Consider the following 22,410-nt stretch of genomic DNA (forward strand, 5'->3'; position numbering starts at 1 on the left):
CCCCGTATTTAAGCCGCACTGACTATCGAGATATTTATGGCTGTATCGAAGCCGACATTTAAAGCCCCCGGTAAGCAAGGCGATATTCTGTTTGGCGCGCTGGTTAAACTGGCGGCGCTGATCGTGCTTTTGTTGCTTGGCGGTATCATCGTCTCGCTGATTATCTCCTCGTGGCCCAGCATCCAAAAATTTGGTTTTTCTTTCCTGTGGACCAAAGAGTGGGATGCGCCTAATCAGCAATTTGGTGCGTTGGTGCCGATTTACGGTACCGTAGTGACCTCAGTGATTGCGCTGATTATTGCGGTACCGGTGAGCTTCGGTATTGCCTTGTTTCTGACCGAGCTGGCGCCAAACTGGCTGCGTCGCCCGCTGGGCGTCGCGATTGAGTTATTGGCCGCCATCCCGAGCATCGTTTACGGCATGTGGGGCTTATTTATTTTTGCGCCGCTGTTCGCCGAGTATTTCCAGACGCCGGTAGGCGATGTGCTATCGACTATTCCTTTTATTGGCGCCCTGTTCTCCGGCCCGGCTTTTGGCATTGGTATCCTTGCCGCTGGCGTAATTCTGGCGATTATGATCATCCCTTACATCTCCTCAGTAATGCGTGATGTGTTTGAACAAACCCCGGTGATGATGAAAGAGTCGGCTTACGGTATCGGCTGCACTACCTGGGAAGTTATCTGGCGTATCGTGCTGCCGTTCACCAAAAACGGCGTGATTGGCGGCGTGATGTTGGGTTTAGGACGTGCGCTAGGTGAAACCATGGCGGTCACGTTTATTATCGGCAACACCTACCAGCTCGACAGCGTCTCGCTGTATATGCCCGGTAACAGTATTACTTCAGCGCTGGCGAATGAGTTCGCCGAAGCCGAGTCAGGCGTACATGTTGCGGCGCTGATGGAGCTGGGTCTGATTCTGTTTGTGATTACTTTTATCGTGCTGGCTATCTCTAAATTAATGATTTTACGTTTAGCGAAAAGCGAAGGGGCACGTTCATGACCACATTTGAACTACAGGCGCGCGCCGAGCTGGAAGCTTCCCGTCGAAAAATGCAGGCATGGCGTAGTGCTAAAAATAAGGTCGCGCTGACGCTTTCCTTGCTGACCATGCTATTTGGTTTGTTCTGGCTGGTATGGATTCTGTTTACCACCGTCACGAAAGGGATTGATGGTTTTTCGCTGTCGCTATTTACCGAAATGACGCCGCCGCCCAATACCGCCGGCGGCGGGCTGGCAAACGCTTTAGCCGGTAGCGGATTATTAATCTTCTGGGCAACGGTGATCGGCACGCCGTTGGGCATTTTGGCCGGTATCTATCTGGCAGAATACGGGCGTAAATACTGGCTGGCAGAAGTGATTCGCTTTATTAACGACATTTTACTGTCGGCCCCGTCGATTGTGGTTGGGTTATTTGTTTACACCCTTGTGGTGGCGCGCATGCAGCACTTCTCCGGGCTGGCAGGCGTATTAGCGTTGGCGTTGCTGCAAATCCCCATTGTTATCCGTACCACGGAAAATATGCTCAAACTGGTACCAGATAGCCTGCGTGAAGCGGCCTATGCGCTGGGTACGCCGAAATGGAAAATAATTTCGGCGATTACGCTGAAGGCTTCGATCTCCGGCATTATTACCGGCGTTCTGCTGGCGGTGGCGCGTATTGCCGGCGAAACGGCGCCGTTGCTGTTCACCTCGCTATCAAACCAGTTCTGGAGTACCGATATGATGCAGCCGCTGGCTAACCTTCCGGTCACCATCTTTAAATTCGCCATGAGTCCATTTGCCGAATGGCAAAGCCTGGCGTGGGCTGGCGTGCTGTTGATTACGCTATGCGTGCTGCTGCTGAATATTGTGGCACGTGTGGTTTTTGCCAAAAGCAAACATTAATTTCCCGGCGCGGCAGGCGCGGCGTCGAACATGAGAGAAAGTCTATGAGTATGGTGAAACAAGACCCCGGTAAAATTCAGGTTCGTGAACTGAACTTCTGGTACGGGAAATTCCATGCCCTGAAAAATGTTAATCTAGAGATTGCCCGTAATCAGGTCACCGCCTTTATTGGCCCGTCAGGCTGCGGTAAATCCACCCTGTTGCGCACCTTCAATAAAATGTTTTCGCTGTACCCGGAACAACGTGCCGAAGGTGAAATTTTGTTGGATGGCGACAATATTCTTACCGCCAATCAGGATATCGCCCTGCTACGCGCCCGGGTGGGCATGGTGTTCCAGAAACCGACGCCGTTTCCGATGTCGATATATGACAATATCGCCTTTGGCGTACGTTTATTTGAAAAACTGTCGCGGGTCGATATGGACGAGCGGGTACAGTGGGCGTTAACCAAAGCGGCACTGTGGAACGAAACCAAAGACAAGCTACATCAGAGCGGCTACAGTCTCTCCGGCGGCCAGCAGCAACGTTTGTGTATCGCCCGCGGTGTTGCCATCCGCCCGGAAGTGTTGTTGCTGGATGAACCCTGTTCGGCGCTGGACCCGATTTCAACCGGCCGTATTGAAGAACTGATCACCGAACTGAAGCAGGATTATACGGTGGTTATTGTTACGCATAATATGCAGCAGGCGGCGCGCTGTTCGGATCACACCGCGTTTATGTACCTCGGTGAGTTGATTGAGTTCAGCGATACCGACACGTTATTTACCAAACCGGCTCAGAAGCAGACGGAAGACTATATTACCGGCCGCTACGGCTAAAACAGGTCAGGAGAAATTATGGATAACCTTAATCTCAACAAGCATATCTCCGGCCAGTTTAATGCTGAGCTGGAACACATTCGTACCCAAGTCATGATCATGGGCGGGCTGGTAGAACAGCAACTGATGGATGCCATCACCGCCATGCATAATCAGGACGGCGAACTGGCGAAGCGAGTGATCGATGGTGACCAAAAGGTCAACATGATGGAAGTGGATATTGATGAAGCGTGCGTGCGTATTATCGCTAAGCGTCAGCCGACCGCCAGTGATTTGCGCCTGGTGATGGCGATTATTAAGACCATTTCCGAGCTGGAGCGCATTGGCGATGTGGCAGAAAAAATTAGCCGCACGGCGCTGGAGAAGTTCAGCCAGCAGCATCAGCCATTATTGGTCAGCCTTGAGTCGTTGGGGCACCACACGGTGCAGATGCTACATGATGTGCTGGATGCTTTTGCACGGATGGATCTTAATGCGGCGATTCAGATTTACCGCGAAGATAAAAAGGTTGATCAGGAGTACGAAGGGATTGTTCGTCAACTGATGACCTATATGATGGAAGATCCGCGCACCATTCCCAGCGTGTTGACTGCGTTATTTTGCGCCCGGGCAATTGAACGTATCGGTGACCGCTGCCAGAACATTTGCGAAATTATCTTTTATTTCGTCAAAGGGCAGGATTTCCGCCATGTCGGCGGCGATCAACTCGATAAGTTGTTAGCGGGTGATAAAGGCGGTAGCAATCCGGCCTGAGTGAGGGCTAATCCAGTGGTTTCGCCCTCATAAGAAACTGTGGTTATGATAGCTCTTCAGCTCCAATCCCTTTATATTTTACCGGCTAACGATAAAGGGATAAAAAAATGGCCTCAAATAAACAGAGACAGGTGACGCCGCGCAAAGCAATGCTGGCAGCGATTAGCGGTTACGCGATGGATGGTTTCGATTTATTAATCCTCGGGTTTATGTTGCCGGCAATTAGCCTTTCACTGGCGTTGACGCCTTCTCAGGGCGGCGCGCTGGTAACCTGGACCCTGATTGGCGCGGTGATTGGCGGCGTGGTTTTCGGGCAGTTGAGCGATAAGCTGGGCCGGGTACGCGTTCTGACTTTTACTATTTTGATGTTCTCCGTGTTTACCGGCCTGTGCGCCATTGCGCAGGGTTATTGGGATTTATTGATCTATCGTACGCTGGCTGGCGTCGGGCTCGGCGGCGAGTTTGGCATTGGTATGGCGTTAATTGCCGAAGTTTGGCCGGCAAATAAACGTAACCGCGCTTCGGCTTGGGTTGGTATTGGTTGGCAGCTTGGGGTGTTACTTGCCGCTTTTATCACGCCATTTCTGTTACCGATTATTGGCTGGCGCGGCATGTTCCTGGTCGGGTTGTTACCGGCGTTACTCTCTTTCTTCATCCGTCGTGGCATGAACGAACCGGAAGCGTTTACCCGGCAAGTTAAAAATGGCCCGACGCTCTCCTTCACCACACGTTTTAAACGGCTGTTTAGCGATGCTGAAACGGCGAAAGCCAGTTTGGGTATTTTTATACTTTGTTCGGTGCAAAACTTTGGCTATTACGGTTTGATGATTTGGATGCCCGCTTACCTCTCGTCAAACTTTGGTTTTTCACTGACCAAATCCGGCATGTGGACAGCCGTAACCGTGGTGGGAATGACATTTGGGATTTGGCTGTTTGGCGTGCTGGCGGATCGTTTTGCGCGCTGGAAAATTTTCCTGCTCTATCAGTTTGGCGCCGTGGTGATGGTGATCGTGTATGCTCAACTGAGAGATCCCACCGTTATGCTGTTTACCGGCGCGGTGATGGGAATGTTTGTCAATGGGATGATTGGCGGTTACGGCGCGTTAATTTCTGATATCTATCCGGTGCAGGCACGCGCCACCGCGCAGAATGTGTTGTTTAACCTTGGGCGTGGCGTCGGCGGTTTTGGCCCATTGGTGATTGGCCTGTTGGCGTCGCAACTCTCTTTTGGCGCCGCGATTACCTTGTTGGCGCTTATTTACTTGCTGGATATTGTGGCGACGCTGTTTCTATTGCCAAAGCGGCAAGGCAACGAGGATGCGCTGGGCGCAATTGGTTGATTGCATAAAGGCGACGGGCGGATTGACGCCCGTTTTCTAATTATGAGTCAGTAATATTCCACCCGCGCGCTTGCCAAAGTATGGGTAACTGCGTCATATCGTCAAAGGTGGTCACTAATGGGTGATCGATCGGTTTATTATGTGCATCTGCGCAGAAGTAAAATACCGGTATACCTGCCGCAATACCGGCGTTAACGCCCGCTTCTGAATCATCGACCAAAATGCAGTGTTCAATCGCGACGCCCATCTGTTGTGCGGCGTGATACATCAATTCTGGCTCTGGCTTCCAGTGTCCAATGTCGTAGCCGCTATATAATTGGTTTCCAAAAAAGCGCAACATATTGGTTAAGCCGAGCGAATGTTGCATCTTGTTCACCGTCCCGTTGGAGACTACGCACATCGGCACATTAACGCGCTCCAGTAGCGCTTTGGCTCCCTGAATCGGTTTGAGTTGTTGGTCAAATAATCGTGCCACTTCCGCGCGGTAGGCGCTCTCCAACGCTTCGACCGGCACTGTAGTTTGATGGTGCTGGCAAACATCGGCGATAATGTCGTAGAGTTTGACGCCCTTATACTTTTCGAACATCTCCTGCAACGACAGTGTGACGCCGTATTGAGCGAAGGTGTTTACATAGGCTTGAGTACACAGTAATTCGCTATCGACCAGCGTACCGTCACAATCAAAAAACACACACTGAACCTGCATCGCATCGAATCCTTAAGGTTTGAAATTTCCATACCTACTGTAACTGACTGCCTGATGATTGCGATGATTAATCTGCTGGTGCAAATAGGGAATGGCGAGAGAAAAACCGCAATCGTTTGCGAAAAATCATTGTAGTTAACCTCGGGAATCGCCAGGATACGCGGCGATACTTTTTATCTGTTCGGAATTCACTCATGAGTCAACACGGGTTATTACAACGCCTTTTTAAATTACAGGAGCACGGTACCAACGTGCGTACCGAGGCGATTGCCGGTTTTACTACTTTTTTAACCATGGTTTATATCGTTTTCGTTAACCCGCAAATCCTCGGCGCGGCGGGAATGGATACCCAGGCGGTATTTGTTACCACCTGCTTGATCGCCGCTTTCGGCAGTATTCTGATGGGGCTGGTTGCCAACTTGCCGGTTGCGCTGGCGCCAGCAATGGGCCTTAACGCTTTTTTTGCCTTCGTAGTGGTAGGCGCGATGGGATACTCCTGGCAGATCGGTATGGGGGCCATTTTCTGGGGCGCATTGGGACTATTGTTGTTGACCGTTTTTCGCGTGCGTTACTGGATGATTGCCAATATTCCGCTCAGTTTGCGTATTGGCATCACTTCGGGCATTGGGCTGTTTATCGCCATGATGGGCTTAAAAAACGCCGGTATTATTGTACCGAGCGCGGCGACACTGGTGTCAGTGGGAGATTTGACTTCTCATAGCGTGTTGCTCGGCGCATTGGGTTTTTTCATTATCGCGGTGTTGGCCTCGCGCAATATTCACGCGGCGGTTTTGGTCTCCATCGTGGTTACCACGGTGATTGGTCTGGCGATTGGCGATGTGAAGTTCACTGGCGTCTTCTCGGCACCGCCCTCGATAAGTCCGGTCTTAGGGCAGGTAGATTTGCGTGGCGCGCTCAATATTGGCATGGCTGGTGTTATTTTCTCTTTCATGTTGGTTAATCTTTTCGACTCCTCCGGTACGCTGATTGGCGTGACGGATAAAGCCGGTCTGGCTGATGAGCACGGTAAATTTCCGCGAATGAAACAGGCACTCTATGTGGATAGCATCAGTTCGGTTGCGGGGGCGCTAAGTGGTACCTCTTCGGTGACCGCCTATATCGAAAGCTCTTCCGGCGTGTCGGTGGGTGGGCGCACCGGGCTAATGGCGGTAGTTACTGGCCTGCTCTTTTTGCTGGTTATTTTTCTCTCCCCTCTGGCGGCAATGGTGCCGGCCTACGCCGCTGCTGGCGCGCTGATTTACGTTGGCGTATTGATGACATCCAGCCTGGCACGCGTGAAATGGGACGATCTGACTGAAGCGGTGCCTGCTTTTGTCACCACGGCAATGATGCCGTTTAGCTTTTCAATTACTGAAGGTATCGCGCTGGGCTTCATTGCGTATTGTGTCATGAAAGCGGGTACCGGGCGCTGGCGTGAGATTAGTCCCTGCGTGGTGGTGGTCGCGTTATTGTTTGTTTTGAAGATTGTGTTTATTGACGGTCATTAACCCGATAAGTCGTTTATCGTGACAGTCAGGTGTGGCCTTAGCGGTATACGTTTATCTCGATATTCGCATTAATTTTTCGCTTTTATCGCACTTCTACGATTGAAGTAAGGCACTAGATAATTGATTGTAATACTGGACGTTAGGGTAACGAAATTTATCTTTCTGTTACCTTGTATATGAGAAATAACGGCCGGATTGGTTAATGATTTGTTGCCATTAATAACATAAGGAATTGTGATGAGAGAACTAAAAGTTGTAGAAATTGCGGAAGTTTCTGGTGCTGGTTTTATTGCAGATTTTGCTGAAAATGTGGGTGGTTTTCTCGGTAAAATTATTGGCCAGGACGGTCTCGGTAAAGAAATTGGCGCTAGCATCGGTTCTTTTATTGAATCCATACCCGGCGTAGGCTTTGTTAATGATATTCTGGGTAAAATCTTTACTAAGTAATTACCGGGAATGTTTTAGCCCTTCAATACAGAGTCCGGCACCGTGCCGGGCTCTTTATGTTTAATGGTGAAGGTGAAAATTATCAGGAGTGCTTTTTTTCATAAGGTAGGCTAGTAAGCCGGATGGCAAAGGGACCTCTGGCCGGGGTTTTCAACTGAATTTCACGCAGTTGTCGCCATTCTTCATGCTGCTGATATTCCCATAAGTGTAATTTTTCAACAGCCGGGGATAAGGCGCAAGACCAGACCATCAAAGGCTCTACATCCGAAAAGGCCTCTATATCTCGATACATTTGTGAACGCAGCCGCCCCGCAGCCGGATGTAGTTGGAGTAACTCATTGCCAGATTCAGCCTCACCGGTAAGTTTTGTCACACTCTGGCGTATTACCCATAGTTGTGTAATGGCCTCAATGGGATCGTGCTGTGCGTTTACCCACGCTTTTTCTGCGGACGATAGGTGCTGTAAGTGATGCTCAATTGTTTGACGACTGTGGGCGCGGACGATTTCCATACCCAGACCGGCACGCCCGTTTTCTTCAGCCAATAGCACACCGACCATATTTCCGGCATAGGCGATACTAAAATCAGGTAATTCAGGATCGGCAAAGCAGGAACGCCCGCTGCTGGTCGTGATGACTGCGGGTAATTGCGGTATGCCATATAGCCGCAGCATTAATTCTGCCAATAACATACGCGCGGCAAGATAACGTTCACGACGCCGTTCACTAAAATTTTTAGTGTTTTCAACTAATTTTTCCGGTATACGCTGGATGTTCGTTGAGTTATGAATGAACGTCCAGCGTACAAAATGACTTGCCATCTGTCACTCCATGAAAATGGTCGGTTAATCATCCTGTCTATTGTAGGAATTTTCTGAGGTAATTGCATCTAGCTTTCTACATAAAGCGAGAAAAATCAGAATTGGTTTACTGATGAAGCGTATTACCCGATGTGGGGTAAGGGGAAGCGCGGAGGTTGTCGTTCTGTTTTAAAGCTATAGAGGCTAAAAACAGCAGAGAACCAAGAAATGGAGTGAGGTAATTTTACCAGATTATAATGATAATAGCGTTTAGGAAACAATCCATTAAAGCTAGAATAAATTTTTTACTATTTTACCTTTTCTGTCTCTCGATTAATCTGTTTGACGTTGGTACGGATTTGAGGTTGTTGAAATAACAGCGACAGAATTCGATTCATTATTTTTCAGCACTAAGGAGATGATTGTGCGCGAATTAAATTTAATGGAAGTGAATGCCGTATCTGGTGGTGCAGATACCTTTTTTGAAAGTGTGGGTGCGATGATAATTGGAGCATTAGAAGGTGCAACCACCGGTATGATGAAAGCGGGTATCGCGGGCGGTTCGACTGGCGGTATCTTAGGTGTCGGCGTGGTTTCCGCTCTGGTTGGCCTTATTCTGGGCGGCGTATTAGGCCTGGTACAAGGTGGCGTATATGGCTTGGTCAACGGTTGGGATAATACGATCGAGACCTTTAATAATGCTACCAAACAATGGTTTGATCAGAATTCACCACTTCCGAAATAAAGATTAGCCCTCTAAAACGATAAGGAAATTAAGTGATGAGAGTACTTAAAGAGGATGAGATTTTACATGTATCAGGTGGTGGTTTTGATATTCAACAAGTCGCCTCCGATATTTGGGATTTTCTCATTAGTGAACAAAACCCGTTAAATGGCGCGAACATTGGTCGCGCAATCGGTAGTTTTTTTGCCAATATTGGGTTCTCTCTCGGTAACATTATTGTTTCCTGGTTTGACAAATAGCTTTTATTAAAAGGATACTTTAAACATGAAAGTTATTTCAGAAAAAGATATGAAGCAAGTTGCAGGTGCAGGCTTTAGCATTTCAACTTCTGATATTCTGGATTTCTTCCGCCCATCTAGTCCAGAAAGAACGGAGTGGGTAGATATGAATACTATCGAGTCTCCGGCCTATGGTCGCGGTGAATTCTTTGGGAAGTTATTTGTTAGCGCTATTGCCGTAGCGGGTGTTGTAGTTGCTGGCCTGTTTGGAAAAGTAGCTACAAAATAGTGGAAAGGGTGAATAACTCTTTTTTCGATATTTTTAATAATACTTAATGTGAAAATAACTATATAGATGAATGTTGCCTATTTTATTATGGCATCAGCCTTTCTATGTTTTATTTTCAATTAAGCGTAGGAAAAATGGCTGTTTTAATGATCAACAGCTTTCTTTAGTGGTATTTTATAAAACGGAGTTTATGATGAAAAAGAGTTTACTGGCTTCTCTGGTAGCACTGAGTGTTATTTCTACTGCAGCTTCTGCAAGCGTTGGTACTATTACTATTAACGGCGAACTGACTGCATCAACCTGTGACGTTAGCGTTAACGGCGGCGGCGTAGACGCAACCGTTACTCTGCCAACCCTGCCGGCTAAAACACTGGCTGCTGCAGGCGTAACCGCCGGTGACACTGCATTTACTATGGAACTCAGCAATTGTGAACCGAAGAGCGGTGACGTTATTGCTTATTTCGAGCATGGTGCAACCGTTGACGCAGCAAGTGGCCGCCTGAATAATGTCAACGCTACTGGTGCGAAAAATGTACAGGTTGAACTGCTGGACAGTAGCTCAGCTCCTGTATATGTAGGTAATACTGCTCAGCGTACTGCAACGCCTACTGCTCTGAACAATGGTGCGGCTAATTTGGTTTATCAGGCGCGTTATTATGCTACCGGCGTATCAACTTCTGGTGAGTTAAATACTTCAGTAACTTATTCTATTGATTATCAATAAGTCGTTGTATTAGTGAAAAGCAAGGAGCGATAAACTCCTTGCTTGTTTTCACCAGGCTAAAGGTTTTATTGGAGTAGTAAAGTATATCAGGGATAAAGATGAGAAATATTAAACTCGTTATTTTGGGATTGCTGGTCTGCAGCTTTTCCGCTGTTTCAGGTGTTGTGATTAATAAAACCCGCGTTATTTATCCCGAAGGAAAAAAAGAAGTCACCGTACGACTGGAAAATAGAAATAGCTATCCATCTTTGGTTCAGTCTTGGATCGACGAGGGGAAAAAAGATAAAGAAATAAAAAAAATTGATGTTCCCTTCGTACTACTTCCTCCCATTAGTCGCATTGAGCCTAATCAAGGGCAAACGCTTCGTGTTAATTACGTTGGCAGTGATGGGACAGATTTGCCTGTGGATAGAGAGTCGATCTTTTGGCTTAACGTTATGGATATTCCTCCTCAGGCTGAGAACGTCGATGGTAATGCGTTACAAATGGCCATCCGCACGCGTATTAAGCTGTTCTTTAGGCCGGAATCTTTGAAAAATCTTTCTCCTACCGATGCTGCAGAAAAACTGCTCTGGAAAGTGGTTTCCTCAGAGAAAGGGCGGTTTGTTTTAGAGGCAAATAATAATAGCGCCTTTCATGTTTCACTTTCTTCTATAAATATTGTTAAAAACGAGAAAGAGATTTCGCATCTGAGTGGAGAAATGGTTTCGCCCTTTAGTCATAAAACATTTACCTTCTCTACCCGTTCGGCAGAAAAAGCCGATCACGTTGTTTATCAATATATCAATGATTATGGCGCGACAGTGAAGGTAGAAAAGGAAATTTAATCAGATCTTTGCTACGTAAAAGGATTAGGGATATGTCATATATTACCAGGGATCACATTGAAAGTAGGTATTATAATATTTCCTGCGTTGCAAAATGCGTATTTGTTGCTGTTTTTGGCTTGTCTTCACATTCGGCTTTTGCCGATGGCGTAAAGTTTAACCCCCTCTTTCTCGACCCGGGAATGGGAAACGGTATTGATATCAGCAAGTTTAACGGTGAATATCGCGCCTTCCCTGGAGAATACTTCCCCGATATCTATCTGAATGGGCGCCTTATTGGGCGTGATAAAGTGATCGTACGGGAAGTGAATACGCGTTCTATAATCTGCTTTACGCTTCCGCTTGCCACTAAGATGGGTTTTAAAACCGATTTACTGACGCCTGAACAGCTCAGTGTATTACGCGATCCTAAGGCGTGTTTTGATCTTGAGGAACTGCCATCGACCAAAGCGGAATTGCAGGTTTCCGATATGCGTCTTAATTTAAGTATTCCTCAAGTCTGGCTGGAAACCTCCGCGCGTGGCTATGTTGATCCTTCCTTGTGGGACAATGGCACCAATGCGCTTTTCGCTAGCTATGACACCACCTACTTTAATCAGACGGTGGGTAAATATACTGCCGAATCTTTCTATGGGAGCTTGCGTGGCGGCTTGAATGCGAATGGCTGGATGTTCCGCCACTCCGGGGCATTGAAATGGAATAAAGACCAGTCAAAGAGTTACACGGTTTTTAGCAATAACGTGCAGCGAGATATTACGCCTATTCGTTCCAGAATTTTATTTGGTGACGCAACCACTTCTGGCGTGCTGTTTGATTCATTTTCATTCCGCGGCGTCCAGCTCGCCACGGCAGAGCAAATGCTACCGGATTCACAACGGGGCTATGCGCCGGTGGTTCGTGGCGTCGCACAGACTAATGCCCGCGTTAGTATCCATCAAAATAATACGCTGATTTATGAAACTACCGTCCCGCCGGGCGAGTTCGCGATTAGCGATCTGTATCCGTCCGGCTACGGCGGCGATCTGCAGGTTAAAGTGACTGAGTCTGATGGGCGAGAATCCAGTTTCGTGGTGCCTTATTCGTCGGTTTCGGAATTAATCCGCCCCGGCACTTATCGCTATGGCATCGTGATGGGAACGTTACGCCACCAAAATACTCACTCTACGCCAAAAATATTTCAGGCCACCTTGCAGCACGGTATTAATAACTGGTTAACCGGCTATACCGGATTGATGGGCACGGGAGACTATTATTCAGGTTTATTAGGCGGTGCGATAAGTACGCCGATAGGCGCCTTTGCGCTGGATGTCACTGGCGCGCGTTTTAGCGACAGTGAGAGTAGCCAGAGTGGTGTCAGCGTGAGGGGCAGCTACAGTAAGTTTATTCCCAGCACAGACAGTAGTATCTCAATCGCGGCTTATCGTTTCTCTTCCTCTGGCTATCTTGACTTAGCCAATGCGACACAATTAGCCGATGTGCATAAGCATAAACCCATCACAGGTTATAGCTACCTGCTAGATCGGCCGCAAAACCGTTTTTCAGTCACGCTCAGCCAATATCTTGGTGCTACGTACGGCCAATTTTACCTCAGTGGATTTGCACAAAATTACTGGAATGATAAAGATCGTGATGTCCAGTATCAACTGGGATACAGCAATCAGTTTCGCTCGGTCAGCTACGGGCTTGCGGTTAACCGTATGAATAACAGTGGTTATAGCGAAACCCAATATACGCTTTCTTTATCTTTCCCATTCGGCAGCGGTCCGCATACTCCTTATGTTAATAGCTACACCACGCGCAGTAACAATGGCGTTTCAAGCCAACTTGGCGTGAGTGGTAATGCTGGTGAAAAAGATCAGATTAATTATAACCTTGGCGTCTCCCGAGATGATGAGAGTAATCATTCAGGAAACCTGTCTGGCTCTTATCGCTTCAGAGATGTACTGGTAAAAGGAAGCTATGCGACCGGTAAAAATTATCACGCTTATACCGCAGGGCTGAATGGCAGTGTGGTTGTTTTGCCAGATGCATTGATTGCCAGCTCTTACATCGGTGATACGCAGGCAATTGTAAAAGCCCCTGGTGCGGTTGGCGCTTCGGTAGAAGGGTATCCTGGCGTGACGTTAAACGGGGCAGGATATGCAATAGTGCCTTATCTGACGCCTTATCGTGTTAACAATGTCGCCATTAATCCGGAAGGAATGCCGTTGGATGTCGAACTGATGATGTCATCGAAGCAAGTGGTTCCACGTGCAGGCGCGATCGTTCAGGTGAACTATCCTACCCAACACGGGCGCGTTGTGCTGATTCGCGCTAACTTGCCGGATGGTGAAGCATTACCTTTTGGCGCCAGTGTTACATCGGATGACGGTAGTGAAGTCGGGGTGGTGGCTCAGGGCGGACAAATTTATGCCCGCTTGAATGATGACATGAATCGCTTACAGGTTCGCTGGGGAGAAAATGAACGTTATATTTGTTCATTTAACGTAGATGCAGCGGAAAAAAGCGCGCAGAGGCAGTCTCAATTCCAACGGATTAATACCGTCTGCCATTATCCAGACTCAAGTGAAAAAGAAAAGTCGCTGGCATTATTAAAATAGTAGCCAGTTCAGAGCGCAATGGCGTGGTCTGAACGTGCAAGGAGTGATCATGAAATTCGTAACGGGAAAGATAATGCGTAGCCGACCAGTTATCCTAATATTTTTAATGATTTTCTATCTGGCTGGCCCTGCTGCCTACGCGGCATCGGTTATTAAATGTGGTTCGGACTCTAATACCTCTAACAGTATTAATGCATTTGACTTTGATCTTCTTCCTAACCAAATTCCAGATACGGTGCCAGTTGGGACGACCATCTATGATACGACTATGGACTTAGAGTTATGGTGTGCAAAGGCACCGGGGTCGATTGGTTCTGGTGAAGAGAAAATTTATGTTAATCGCGAGCCAATACAGGGTACATTAGGAAGTAAAAGTGGCTTATCTTTTTTTATTACCATTAATGGAGAGCGGAGCGATCAGCGTAAGACCTATGATTCAGGTTACACCACCAGTGCGATATTCTTACAAGGTTTAGCAACGTCGTACTATACTAAAATAAAGGTTCCGGTTCGTATCGAGTTAGTAAAAACGGGTGAGAATGTCCAGCTTAACCCCGCTGCTAACTATATATTTTTATTTTCGGTAGGCGATCAGGGAAGGGGCGAATTGCTGTATCGGGCAATCAATATTAACAAATTAGGTTTCTCGAGCTTTACCTGTAACACCCTCAATACCGATATTCACCGTACGCTTCCGGTTTTAAATCTGGCTAACATAAATGGAATCACTGGTCGTATAGATGGATATGCTGATGATTTCTCTATAAGACTGAATTGTAATGGTGAGTTATGGAGTACGTTATCCATTAATATGGCATTTAATGGTGCGATGATACCGGGATTAGAGTCGCAAGGCGTCTATCTCTTCACTTCAGCAAATGATGGTGGCGTAGCGAAAGGTATCGGCTTCCAGCTCTTGCATAAGGATGCGTCAGATCAGTATGTTACATCCGGCAAGGGAGAATGGTTTAAGGTAGGCAATTTCACGAGTGGGCTGAATACATTAGATGTTCCTGTTAGGGCTGTTTATTACAAAACAGCGGAACAATCTTCTCCAGGAAAATTAACCGGCATCGTAACTTTTACTATTGATTATCAATAATAATGGATACCTGCAAGGTGGTATTATTTAAACCGTCAGCCGTGTTTTATTTTTGACTTCCCTCTTTTTTGATAGTAAATAGGGCGGCCTCTAAGGATTTTCTCTAAGGAATGGTTATGAGTATTAGCTATCTGCGTTTTTTCTCTATTAGGCATGGCGATATCGGGAAAGCGTTTTTACTAGCCAGCTTAATTCCGTTTTCTGTTTCGGCCTCCTCTCCCTGGTATGAAAGTGGCGGTAATCGAGTTGAGGTTGATCGAGAATACCGTAACGAAAGCGATGACAAGGGGGACCATCCACTTTACTCTTCTGGAGAGGGGAGTGAGCTTGTGGTTAATTCGCCGCTAGAATTTAATTCGGTTGCTGGCGGGACGGCAGCAGCGGTTGCGGAAAATAACGGAACGTTAACCTTAAATGGTGCCACGTTGAAAACCGATGCTGCCAGTGCTGAGGCAATTAAAGCTAATACCGGTAATGTAAACGCGCGCGACGTTACGATTAGTACTAAAGGTGGAAGCTCGCATGGCATCATTGCAAACGGTAGCTCGGTATTAGATATAAAAAATGGCAAAATGGAACTCTCCGGCTCGGGAAGTCATGGTATTTCTCTTGCCGATAGTTCTGTGCTTTCCGCTGAAAATGTACAAATAATCATTAATTCTCCGTCGATTTCTTCAGGCATTACACTTAGCAGTGATGAAGCAAAAATACGGTTGGACCAGACCCGGATCAGTATCGGGGGTAATTCGACAAATTATGCGATTAACCAAAATCGCGGGGAACTGATCGGCGATAATCTTACCATTACCGCCAGTGGTGAAGCGCATGGGATAAATATTGGCGGCTGGGGTGAGGCAAAGACCACCTTATCCAACAGTTCAATCAATGTCGCCAATGGGAGCGCATTACTGATTCGCAATGCGGTCGTCCAGCTCGATAATGTTAGCGTAAGCAGCGGTGGCGATTTTTCCTATGCGCTGAATGTGAATGGTAACTCTACCGTGTCAGTAGACCGTGGTAATTATACGACGCGTGGGGACAATGCCGATGCGGTGTGGCTAGCAAGGAACGATACCTCAATAAGCATCAACGATGCGGCGCTAACCACGTATGGTGAATCATCGCATGCTTTGAACGCACAGTTTGGTTCTGCTGTGGTCACGGACAGCATGCTATCCACCTCCGGTGCGGGCAGTTACGGTTTATATACCGAGAACACCGCCGAAGGTCGTGGTTTGTCGATTATTACCAGCGGCGTGCAAGGCGTGGGTGCGTTTAGCGCGCGCGGCGGTTCACTGTCGCTGGCCGATAGCCGTATTACCACTAATGGCAATTTCGGCTATGGCATCGTTTCTTACCCGGAATCTAACGTTACGGCGACTGGCGTAACGGTTACTACCAATGGTGATAATGCGGCGGCATTATTTACGCGGGTGGGAAGCACTTCTTTGACCAATAGCCAGTTGAGCAGCGAAGGGGCCTCGCCCGGTCTGCTGGCCAATGGCTATTCGGCAACGCTGAAAAATGAAGTACAATTCGACAACGTTGTGCTTTCCAGTAAACAGCAGGAAGCCATACAAGCCAGTGGCACTACCCTTATCCTGGATGCCAGCAATGGAAGTCGCATTTCCGGTGGAAATGGCCACTTACTGAATGTCTTTACCGGCGAAGATGCAACCAATCGTTATAGCTCACACGTTGAACTGAACGCGACCAATGGCGTGGTGCTTTTGGGAGATGTTTACGTTGATGAAGATAGCTTTGGTTCGGTAGCGTTACGTGACAATTCTCGTCTTACCGGCGTAGTGCAGGGCGCGGATATTGCTGTCGATTCGACCAGTTCCTGGCAACTCACTGGCTCCTCTTCTGTATCACAATTAGTTAATGAAGGAAGGGTAGCGTTTAATCCTGGCGTAACCAGCGATACGTTAACGGTGAAAGGTAACTATCAGGGCAATAATGGTACGCTGGTTTTCAATTCCGTGCTGGAGGTGGGGAACGTTGCTATCAATAAGCTGATTGTTGACGGTGATACGTCCGGTTCAACCAAGGTTATAGTCAACAATGCCGGAGGAAGTGGCGCTAAGACTATTGATGGGATTGAATTGGTGCATGTCGGCGGCGCGTCTAACGGTGAGTTTGTTCAGCAAGGGCGTATTGTTGCCGGGGCCTATGAATATAAGCTGGGGCGTGGCGAAGATGCCAATGCCAATCATTGGTATCTGAAAAATTGGGAACCTGAGCAGGAGGAAGATTTACCGATTCCGACGCCTGACCCTGAGCCAAAACCAATCCCGGATCCGCAACCTAATCCGGAGCCCACTCCGGCACCTACCCCGACACCAGCGTCCAAGCCTAAGCCTCCTGAAACGCTGCGTTCTGAAGTCGCAGGTTATGTTCTGAATAGCGAAGCGGCGGCCAAATTGTTCAATATCGGCCTGCATGATCGCCTGGCAAGCCGCGATCTTACGCCTGCGGCAAAACAACATGAAACCAGCCTGTGGCTACGCCAGACTGGCGGCCACCATCGTTCCTGGGTAGGCAGTACGTTGGCGACACAGAGTAACCGCTATGTCACGCAGTTAGGCGGCGATATCATGCAATGGCAGGGTCCGGCCGGGCAGTTGCATCTTGGCGCTATGTTTGGCTATGGTCGTCAAACCAGTAATATTACTTCATCCCGCACCCATATTGGGACAAAAAGTGAAGTTTCCGGCTATAGCACCGGGCTTTATGCGACCTGGTTTGATCGTCAGGCTGAAGATAATACCGGTCTATGGTTGGATGGCTGGCTACAGTACAACTGGTTCCATAGCAGCGTAACCGGGGAGGTGTTGGCCACTGAGAAATATCATACTCAAGGGATTAGTGCTTCGCTGGAGGGGGGTTATGCGCAAAAGGTCTTCGAGCGTGTAGGTCAAAATAAACGAACCTATGGATTTTATCTCGAACCCCACGCGCAGGTGATCTGGAATGGCCTGAAAACGGTACGTAAGACCGAGCAAAATGGGACCAAGATTATCAGCGACGCGCGTAGCCTACAGTCACGTGTAGGGGTTCGCGGGTGGGTGCAGGAATCAAAACATCCGGGTGAAACCGATCTCAGACCATACCTTGAGCTCAACTGGTTACACGAAAGTGAGCCTTATTCCGTCAAGATGAATCAGGTGCGCGTTGAGCAACATGGAGGTCGAAACATGGGTGAGCTGAAAGCGGGCGTTGAAGGGAATGTGAATAACCATTTCCATCTTAATGGCAATGTCGTTATGCAGAAGGGGCTTAATCGCTATCAGGATGTTGGCGTCATGCTGGGCGCTAAATACACTTTCTGATAATCGGTTAGCAATCAACGCCCGATCGCATGGCTTGGTCGGGCGTTTTTTGTTAGTGGTTACTTACCAATACAGAAGCTGGAGAAAATCCGCCCTAACAGATCATCGGAAGTAAACTCACCGGTAATTTCGCTCAGAGCTTGCTGTGCAAGGCGTAGCTCCTCCGCCAGTAATTCTCCCGCCCAAGCGCCTAATAACTGTTGTTTCCCCTGTTGAAGGTGAGTATCTGCTAACTCCAGAGCCTGTAAATGACGGCGTCTTGCCAGGAAACCACCTTCCATACTGTCGGCGAAACCCATGCTCTGTTTTAAATGTTCACGTAATACTTCAATGCCTTCGCCAGTACGTGCGGAGAGACGAATAAGTGAGTGACCATTCACTTCTGTTATCTCCGGCGTCTCTTCTGTGACATCTGCCTTATTACGCACCACGGTAATGGGCAAACTGGCAGGGAGACGGGCGATAAAATCAGGCCAAATTTGGGCCGGTTCGGTGGCATCCGTCGTCGTACCATCAACCATAAATAGTACCCGGTCAGCCTGCTCAATCTCTTTCCATGCGCGCTCAATACCAATGCGCTCGACCTCATCGCTGGTATCTCGTAAACCCGCAGTATCAATAATATGCAAAGGCATACCGTCGATATGAATGTGTTCACGCAACACATCGCGTGTGGTACCGGCAATTTCGGTCACGATGGCGGCTTCACGGCCCGCCAGCGCGTTAAGCAAGCTGGATTTACCAGCATTAGGGCGTCCGGCGATGACGACTTTCATCCCTTCGCGCAGTAGGCTGCCTTGACGCGCTTCGGCACGCACGCCATTTAGATCGGCGATAACGGCATTGAGCTGAGCTTCAATTTTGCCATCCGACAAGAAGTCAATTTCCTCATCCGGGAAATCAATAGCCGCTTCGACATAGATTCGCAGGTGAGTAAGTGCTTCCACTAAATTATTCACCCGCAGAGAAAACGCACCCTGTAATGAATTGAGCGCAGAGCGCGCTGCCTGCTCGGAACTGGCATCAATCAAATCGGCAATCGCTTCGGCCTGTGCCAGATCGAGCTTGTCATTCAGAAATGCTCGCTCGGAAAACTCACCCGGCTGGGCGATACGCACGCCGGCCAGCGCCGCAATGCGTTTCAGCAATAAATCGAGGATGACCGGGCCACCATGACCTTGCAGTTCCAGCACGTCTTCACCGGTAAACGAATTAGGGCCGGGAAACCATAAAGCGATACCTTGATCGAGCACGCTGCCATCGCTATCAAGGAAAGGGAGATAATCGGCATAGCGTGGCTTTGGCAACTTACCCAGCAACTGCTGCGCGACCTCGGCCGCTTTCGCGCCGGAAACACGCAGGATGCCGACGCCGCCGCGTCCTGGCGGGGTGGCCTGGGCAACGATGGTATCGCTATGGCTCATGGTTTCTCTCACTCGCTAATAAAAAAATAAGGCGGTCTGCTGACCGCCTTATGATAACCATTGTGCTCAAAGATGGCACGGGCCAGAGGCTATCTGGCCAGCAAATGGTGGGTTATGCTTTCTTCTTGTCGCGGCTATGTAAGCCACGTTTTTCCAGCCCGCGATAAATCAGTTGCTGCTGGATAATGGTGACCAGGTTACTCACGATGTAGTACAGCACCAGACCTGCCGGGAACCACAGGAAAAACACGGTGAAAATAACCGGCATAAAGGTCATGATCTTCTGCTGCATCGGGTCTGTCACGGTCGTCGGTGACATCTTCTGAATGAAGAACATGGTGATACCCATCAGAATCGGCAGAATATAGTACGGGTCCTGAGCCGCCAGGTCGTGGATCCACAACGCGAACGGCGCATGACGCAACTCAACCGAGCCCATCAGCATGTAATACAGCGCCAGGAAGATAGGCATCTGGATAACCAGAGGTAAACAGCCGCCCAGCGGGTTCACTTTCTCGCTCTTATACAGCGCCATCATTTCCTGGCTAACGCGCTGCTTATCATCGCCCAGACGTTCACGCATAGCCTGAATTTTCGGCTGTAGCATACGCATCTTCGCCATCGAGGTGTACTGCGCTCTGGTCAGCGGGTACATGATGCCGCGAACAATAAAGGTAATAACGATAATTGAGAAGCCCCAGTTACCGATAAAGCTATGCAGGAATTTCAGCAGCTTAAACAGCGGCTGTGAGATAAACCACAACCAGCCGTAATCAACGGTTAAATCCAGATGTGGCGCAATCGCCGCCATCTTGTCCTGAATTTCCGGCCCAACCCACAGCGTGCCGCCAAGGCTTTGCTGTGAACCCGGCGCGATAGTTACCGGCGTCGACTTATAGCCAATCGCCGCAACGCCATTACCGAGATCGCTGGTATACAGCATGTTATTGCCGTCAGTACGCGGTACCCAAGCCGTAGCGAAATATTGCTGCAACATCGCGACCCAGCCATTAGCGGTGGTCACTTTCAGATTATCGCCATCGCTGATTTTGTCGAACTTATACTTTTCGTAATTGGTTTCGCTGCTGGAGTAAGCGGCGCCACGGAAAGTATGTAAGGCAAAATTGTTATTACCGGTATCGCGATGCTTCGGTAAATCAACCGTCTGTTTCAGTTGCCCGAACATCGACACTTCCAGCGGTTGCTGGGTAGTGTTATTCACCTGGTAATCGACATTGATGGCATATTCGCCGCGCTTCAGTACGAAGGTTTTGGTATAGACCGCGCCGTTTTCCGCTGTAAAGGTCAGTGGAATACGCAATTCGCTTTGCCCATCGGCCAACTCAAAATGATCTTGCCCGGTGGTATACAGCGGACGAGAGCCATTCGCCGGATTATCCGGGCCGTTTCTGCCGGTCAAGCCGCTCTGTGCCTGATACAGGAACGATGGCGTGGTTTCCAGCAGTTGGAAAGGCTGAGCAGAACCCAGTTTATCCGGGTAGGTCAGCAACTGCGCCTGCTCAATATCACCACCGCGGGTGTTGATGTTTAAAGACAGGACATCAGTCTTAACGGTGATCGTTTTGCCCTGGCCGCTGGCGGGAACGCCCTGGTTTGCGGCATCACCGGCTGTGCTGGTCGTCGTCTGCGTGGTCTGGGTTTGCAATGGCTGCGGAGCGTGGTCCGTCTGCCAGGCTTGCCAGATCATGAAAGACACGAACAGAAAAGCGATGAGAAAAAGATTGCGTTGCGAATCCATCGTTAATGTTCTCTGTTATCGTCGGTTTTTGGCGGCACCGGATCGTCGCCACCCGGGTTCAAAGGGTGGCATTTTAATACGCGTTTCATCGTCAACCAACTGCCTTTTATCACTCCAAACCTGCGCAATGCCTCAATACCGTATTGAGAGCAGGTAGGGTGAAAGCGGCAGTGGGGTCCCAAAAGCGGACTGATTACGCGTTGATAAACGCGAATCAGCGCAATCAGGAGCCACGAGCCTGGCGACAATGACGACGCCATAGTTTCTCCAACGCTTCCGTTAGCGCACGGTTATCAAGGTCAGCAACCCCTTTTTTCGCCACTACCACAAAATCCATTGCGGGGAGTTCGTGTTGGCGCAGGCGAAAGCTTTCGCGGGTCAATCGCTTGATCCGGTTACGCTCATGCGCGCGCTTAACATTTTTTTTAGCGACGGTAAGACCGATGCGGGGATGCCCCAGCGAATTAAGGCGGCCGAGGATGGTGATTTGCGGCGTGCCAGCCCGTTGCGGCTGCTGGAAGACGAAAGTGAAATGAGCGGGAGTTAACAAACGTAACTCCCTGGGAAATGCGAGCTTAACCACTCAGGGTTAGCTTTATTACTTAGAAACGGTCAGACGAGCGCGGCCTTTAGCACGACGACGTGCCAAAACCTGACGACCATTTTTAGTAGCCATACGAGCACGGAAACCGTGAGAACGGTTACGCTTCAGTACGGACGGTTGAAAAGTGCGTTTCATGGCGATTTCTACCTAAACTTGAAAAATTTCACTTGATGACGCGTTACGGGCCCGTAAAAACGACCGACGCCTCAGTGTGTCTTTAATAAAGAGGCGGGATTGTAATAATTGTACAGTCCGGAGTCAATTTACTTTGCTATTTGCTTGCGTCTGGAATCCCGGGTCGACCAGCAAACTAGCCGAAACAGCCAGGACGCGCAAACACCGGGGGAAGAATTATACGGCGTCCGCGACAAAGCGCAAGGATCGTTCGGGATCTTCTGTTCACTCCACTGTCATAAGGAATGTGAATAACGTGACGCAGGCAAAAAATTTGCACCAATACAGAGGATACTGAATGCCTTTTGAGCGCGTTGGCGTAAACTGATGGTGCGATTTTAGCCTGTGGATAAAATGG

The 22,410-nt window shown here is 48.7% G+C and carries 22 protein-coding genes; 15 read left to right on the forward strand and 7 right to left on the reverse strand.

Features of this window, described 5'->3' with window-relative positions; translation table 11 throughout:
- Positions 1–36 precede the first annotated feature (36 nt).
- The 5 genes from pstC to PMPD1_RS22045 all read left to right on the forward strand — a co-directional run bounded on the left by pstC (position 37) and on the right by PMPD1_RS22045 (position 4,794).
- Complete coding sequence (gene pstC / locus PMPD1_RS22025; protein ID WP_173636045.1) at positions 37–999, forward strand: phosphate ABC transporter permease PstC; 963 nt, start codon at positions 37–39, stop codon at positions 997–999.
- Positions 996–1,883 (forward strand): phosphate ABC transporter permease PstA, encoded by an 888-nt coding sequence (pstA, locus tag PMPD1_RS22030; protein ID WP_173636046.1) that lies wholly within the window; start codon positions 996–998, stop codon positions 1,881–1,883. Before pstC ends, pstA begins: the two co-directional genes overlap by 4 nt.
- Before the next feature lie 44 nt (positions 1,884–1,927).
- A complete protein-coding gene (gene pstB, locus PMPD1_RS22035) occupies positions 1,928–2,701 on the forward strand; it encodes a phosphate ABC transporter ATP-binding protein PstB (RefSeq protein ID WP_173636047.1) in 774 nt (257 codons plus the stop codon).
- Positions 2,702–2,719: 18 nt separating this feature from the next.
- Complete coding sequence (phoU, locus tag PMPD1_RS22040; protein ID WP_173636048.1) at positions 2,720–3,454, forward strand: phosphate signaling complex protein PhoU; 735 nt, start codon at positions 2,720–2,722, stop codon at positions 3,452–3,454.
- A gap of 107 nt (positions 3,455–3,561) precedes the next feature.
- Positions 3,562–4,794 carry an MFS transporter gene (locus PMPD1_RS22045; protein WP_173636049.1) on the forward strand — a complete coding sequence of 411 codons (1,233 nt, stop codon included), beginning with the start codon at positions 3,562–3,564 and terminating at the stop codon, positions 4,792–4,794.
- A 40-nt stretch (positions 4,795–4,834) separates the two neighbouring features.
- Here PMPD1_RS22045 and yieH read toward each other — a convergent pair whose 3' ends face one another.
- Positions 4,835–5,500 carry a 6-phosphogluconate phosphatase gene (gene yieH, locus PMPD1_RS22050; protein WP_173636050.1) on the reverse strand — a complete coding sequence of 222 codons (666 nt, stop codon included), beginning with the start codon at positions 5,498–5,500 and terminating at the stop codon, positions 4,835–4,837.
- A gap of 194 nt (positions 5,501–5,694) precedes the next feature.
- Between yieH and PMPD1_RS22055 the strand changes: the two genes are divergently transcribed.
- Both PMPD1_RS22055 and PMPD1_RS22060 read left to right on the forward strand, forming a co-directional pair.
- The gene (locus PMPD1_RS22055) at positions 5,695–7,008 is read left to right on the forward strand and encodes an NCS2 family permease (RefSeq protein ID WP_173636051.1); all 1,314 of its coding nucleotides are present in this window, start codon (positions 5,695–5,697) and stop codon (positions 7,006–7,008) included.
- Between the two features lie 237 nt (positions 7,009–7,245).
- Positions 7,246–7,455: a hypothetical protein gene (locus tag PMPD1_RS22060; protein WP_173636052.1), complete on the forward strand. Its 210-nt coding sequence runs from the start codon at positions 7,246–7,248 to the stop codon at positions 7,453–7,455.
- Between the two features lie 82 nt (positions 7,456–7,537).
- Here PMPD1_RS22060 and PMPD1_RS22065 read toward each other — a convergent pair whose 3' ends face one another.
- The gene (locus tag PMPD1_RS22065) at positions 7,538–8,275 is read right to left on the reverse strand and encodes a 4'-phosphopantetheinyl transferase family protein (RefSeq protein ID WP_173636053.1); all 738 of its coding nucleotides are present in this window, start codon (positions 8,273–8,275) and stop codon (positions 7,538–7,540) included.
- Between the two features lie 403 nt (positions 8,276–8,678).
- Here PMPD1_RS22065 and PMPD1_RS22070 point away from each other — a divergent pair, with 403 nt between their 5' ends.
- The 8 genes from PMPD1_RS22070 (at position 8,679) to PMPD1_RS22105 (ending at position 18,091) form a co-directional block, all read left to right on the forward strand.
- Positions 8,679–8,999, forward strand: coding sequence for a DUF5862 family protein (locus PMPD1_RS22070; protein WP_173636054.1), 321 nt, complete (start codon positions 8,679–8,681; stop codon positions 8,997–8,999).
- Positions 9,000–9,031: 32 nt separating this feature from the next.
- Positions 9,032–9,238: a hypothetical protein gene (locus PMPD1_RS22075; RefSeq protein ID WP_173636055.1), complete on the forward strand. Its 207-nt coding sequence runs from the start codon at positions 9,032–9,034 to the stop codon at positions 9,236–9,238.
- A gap of 25 nt (positions 9,239–9,263) precedes the next feature.
- Positions 9,264–9,506 (forward strand): hypothetical protein, encoded by a 243-nt coding sequence (locus PMPD1_RS22080; RefSeq protein WP_173636056.1) that lies wholly within the window; start codon positions 9,264–9,266, stop codon positions 9,504–9,506.
- Positions 9,507–9,576: 70 nt separating this feature from the next.
- Positions 9,577–10,230, forward strand: a complete 654-nt coding sequence (locus tag PMPD1_RS22085) for a fimbrial protein (protein WP_354292719.1) — start codon at positions 9,577–9,579, stop codon at positions 10,228–10,230.
- A gap of 98 nt (positions 10,231–10,328) precedes the next feature.
- Complete coding sequence (locus PMPD1_RS22090) at positions 10,329–11,057, forward strand: fimbrial biogenesis chaperone (RefSeq protein ID WP_173636057.1); 729 nt, start codon at positions 10,329–10,331, stop codon at positions 11,055–11,057.
- Positions 11,058–11,089: 32 nt separating this feature from the next.
- Complete coding sequence (locus PMPD1_RS22095) at positions 11,090–13,657, forward strand: fimbria/pilus outer membrane usher protein (RefSeq protein WP_173636058.1); 2,568 nt, start codon at positions 11,090–11,092, stop codon at positions 13,655–13,657.
- Between the two features lie 49 nt (positions 13,658–13,706).
- On the forward strand, positions 13,707–14,759 hold the full coding sequence (locus tag PMPD1_RS22100) for a fimbrial protein (protein WP_173636059.1): 1,053 nt from the start codon (positions 13,707–13,709) through the stop codon (positions 14,757–14,759).
- Between the two features lie 116 nt (positions 14,760–14,875).
- Complete coding sequence (locus tag PMPD1_RS22105) at positions 14,876–18,091, forward strand: autotransporter family protein (RefSeq protein ID WP_173636060.1); 3,216 nt, start codon at positions 14,876–14,878, stop codon at positions 18,089–18,091.
- Positions 18,092–18,150: 59 nt separating this feature from the next.
- On the opposite strand, the gene mnmE is transcribed toward PMPD1_RS22105, so the two are convergent.
- The 5 genes from mnmE to rpmH all read right to left on the reverse strand — a co-directional run bounded on the left by mnmE (position 18,151) and on the right by rpmH (position 22,013).
- The gene (mnmE, locus tag PMPD1_RS22110; RefSeq protein WP_173636061.1) at positions 18,151–19,515 is read right to left on the reverse strand and encodes a tRNA uridine-5-carboxymethylaminomethyl(34) synthesis GTPase MnmE; all 1,365 of its coding nucleotides are present in this window, start codon (positions 19,513–19,515) and stop codon (positions 18,151–18,153) included.
- Between the two features lie 112 nt (positions 19,516–19,627).
- On the reverse strand, positions 19,628–21,274 hold the full coding sequence (gene yidC, locus PMPD1_RS22115) for a membrane protein insertase YidC (RefSeq protein ID WP_173636062.1): 1,647 nt from the start codon (positions 21,272–21,274) through the stop codon (positions 19,628–19,630).
- Positions 21,275–21,276: 2 nt separating this feature from the next.
- Positions 21,277–21,534, reverse strand: a complete 258-nt coding sequence (yidD, locus tag PMPD1_RS22120) for a membrane protein insertion efficiency factor YidD (protein WP_173636063.1) — start codon at positions 21,532–21,534, stop codon at positions 21,277–21,279.
- A complete protein-coding gene (rnpA, locus tag PMPD1_RS22125; RefSeq protein WP_173636064.1) occupies positions 21,498–21,857 on the reverse strand; it encodes a ribonuclease P protein component in 360 nt (119 codons plus the stop codon). The genes yidD and rnpA overlap by 37 nt, the downstream gene beginning before the upstream one ends.
- Before the next feature lie 15 nt (positions 21,858–21,872).
- Entirely contained in the window at positions 21,873–22,013 is a 141-nt protein-coding gene (gene rpmH, locus PMPD1_RS22130) for a 50S ribosomal protein L34 (RefSeq protein ID WP_000831330.1), read from the reverse strand.
- Positions 22,014–22,410: the final 397 nt, after the last annotated feature.

It is taken from the genome of Paramixta manurensis, from assembly GCF_013285385.1.
Classification (GTDB): Bacteria; Pseudomonadota; Gammaproteobacteria; order Enterobacterales; family Enterobacteriaceae; genus Paramixta; species Paramixta manurensis.

Bases quoted from the DNA above. Each gene is read 5' to 3' on its own strand.
- pstA (WP_173636046.1), top strand. From the start codon at position 996: ATGACCACATTTGAACTACAGGCGCGCGCCGAGCTGGAAGCTTCCCGT.
- yidC (WP_173636062.1), bottom strand. From the start codon at position 21,274: ATGGATTCGCAACGCAATCTTTTTCTCATCGCTTTTCTGTTCGTGTCT.
- yieH (WP_173636050.1), bottom strand. From the start codon at position 5,500: ATGCAGGTTCAGTGTGTGTTTTTTGATTGTGACGGTACGCTGGTCGAT.
- PMPD1_RS22060 (WP_173636052.1), top strand. From the start codon at position 7,246: ATGAGAGAACTAAAAGTTGTAGAAATTGCGGAAGTTTCTGGTGCTGGT.
- pstC (WP_173636045.1), top strand. From the start codon at position 37: ATGGCTGTATCGAAGCCGACATTTAAAGCCCCCGGTAAGCAAGGCGAT.
- PMPD1_RS22055 (WP_173636051.1), top strand. From the start codon at position 5,695: ATGAGTCAACACGGGTTATTACAACGCCTTTTTAAATTACAGGAGCAC.
- pstB (WP_173636047.1), top strand. From the start codon at position 1,928: ATGAGTATGGTGAAACAAGACCCCGGTAAAATTCAGGTTCGTGAACTG.
- PMPD1_RS22100 (WP_173636059.1), top strand. From the start codon at position 13,707: ATGAAATTCGTAACGGGAAAGATAATGCGTAGCCGACCAGTTATCCTA.
- PMPD1_RS22085 (WP_354292719.1), top strand. From the start codon at position 9,577: ATGTTGCCTATTTTATTATGGCATCAGCCTTTCTATGTTTTATTTTCA.
- yidD (WP_173636063.1), bottom strand. From the start codon at position 21,534: ATGGCGTCGTCATTGTCGCCAGGCTCGTGGCTCCTGATTGCGCTGATT.
- PMPD1_RS22095 (WP_173636058.1), top strand. From the start codon at position 11,090: ATGTCATATATTACCAGGGATCACATTGAAAGTAGGTATTATAATATT.
- phoU (WP_173636048.1), top strand. From the start codon at position 2,720: ATGGATAACCTTAATCTCAACAAGCATATCTCCGGCCAGTTTAATGCT.
- rpmH (WP_000831330.1), bottom strand. From the start codon at position 22,013: ATGAAACGCACTTTTCAACCGTCCGTACTGAAGCGTAACCGTTCTCAC.
- mnmE (WP_173636061.1), bottom strand. From the start codon at position 19,515: ATGAGCCATAGCGATACCATCGTTGCCCAGGCCACCCCGCCAGGACGC.
- PMPD1_RS22090 (WP_173636057.1), top strand. From the start codon at position 10,329: ATGAGAAATATTAAACTCGTTATTTTGGGATTGCTGGTCTGCAGCTTT.
- PMPD1_RS22045 (WP_173636049.1), top strand. From the start codon at position 3,562: ATGGCCTCAAATAAACAGAGACAGGTGACGCCGCGCAAAGCAATGCTG.
- PMPD1_RS22080 (WP_173636056.1), top strand. From the start codon at position 9,264: ATGAAAGTTATTTCAGAAAAAGATATGAAGCAAGTTGCAGGTGCAGGC.
- PMPD1_RS22065 (WP_173636053.1), bottom strand. From the start codon at position 8,275: ATGGCAAGTCATTTTGTACGCTGGACGTTCATTCATAACTCAACGAAC.
- PMPD1_RS22105 (WP_173636060.1), top strand. From the start codon at position 14,876: ATGAGTATTAGCTATCTGCGTTTTTTCTCTATTAGGCATGGCGATATC.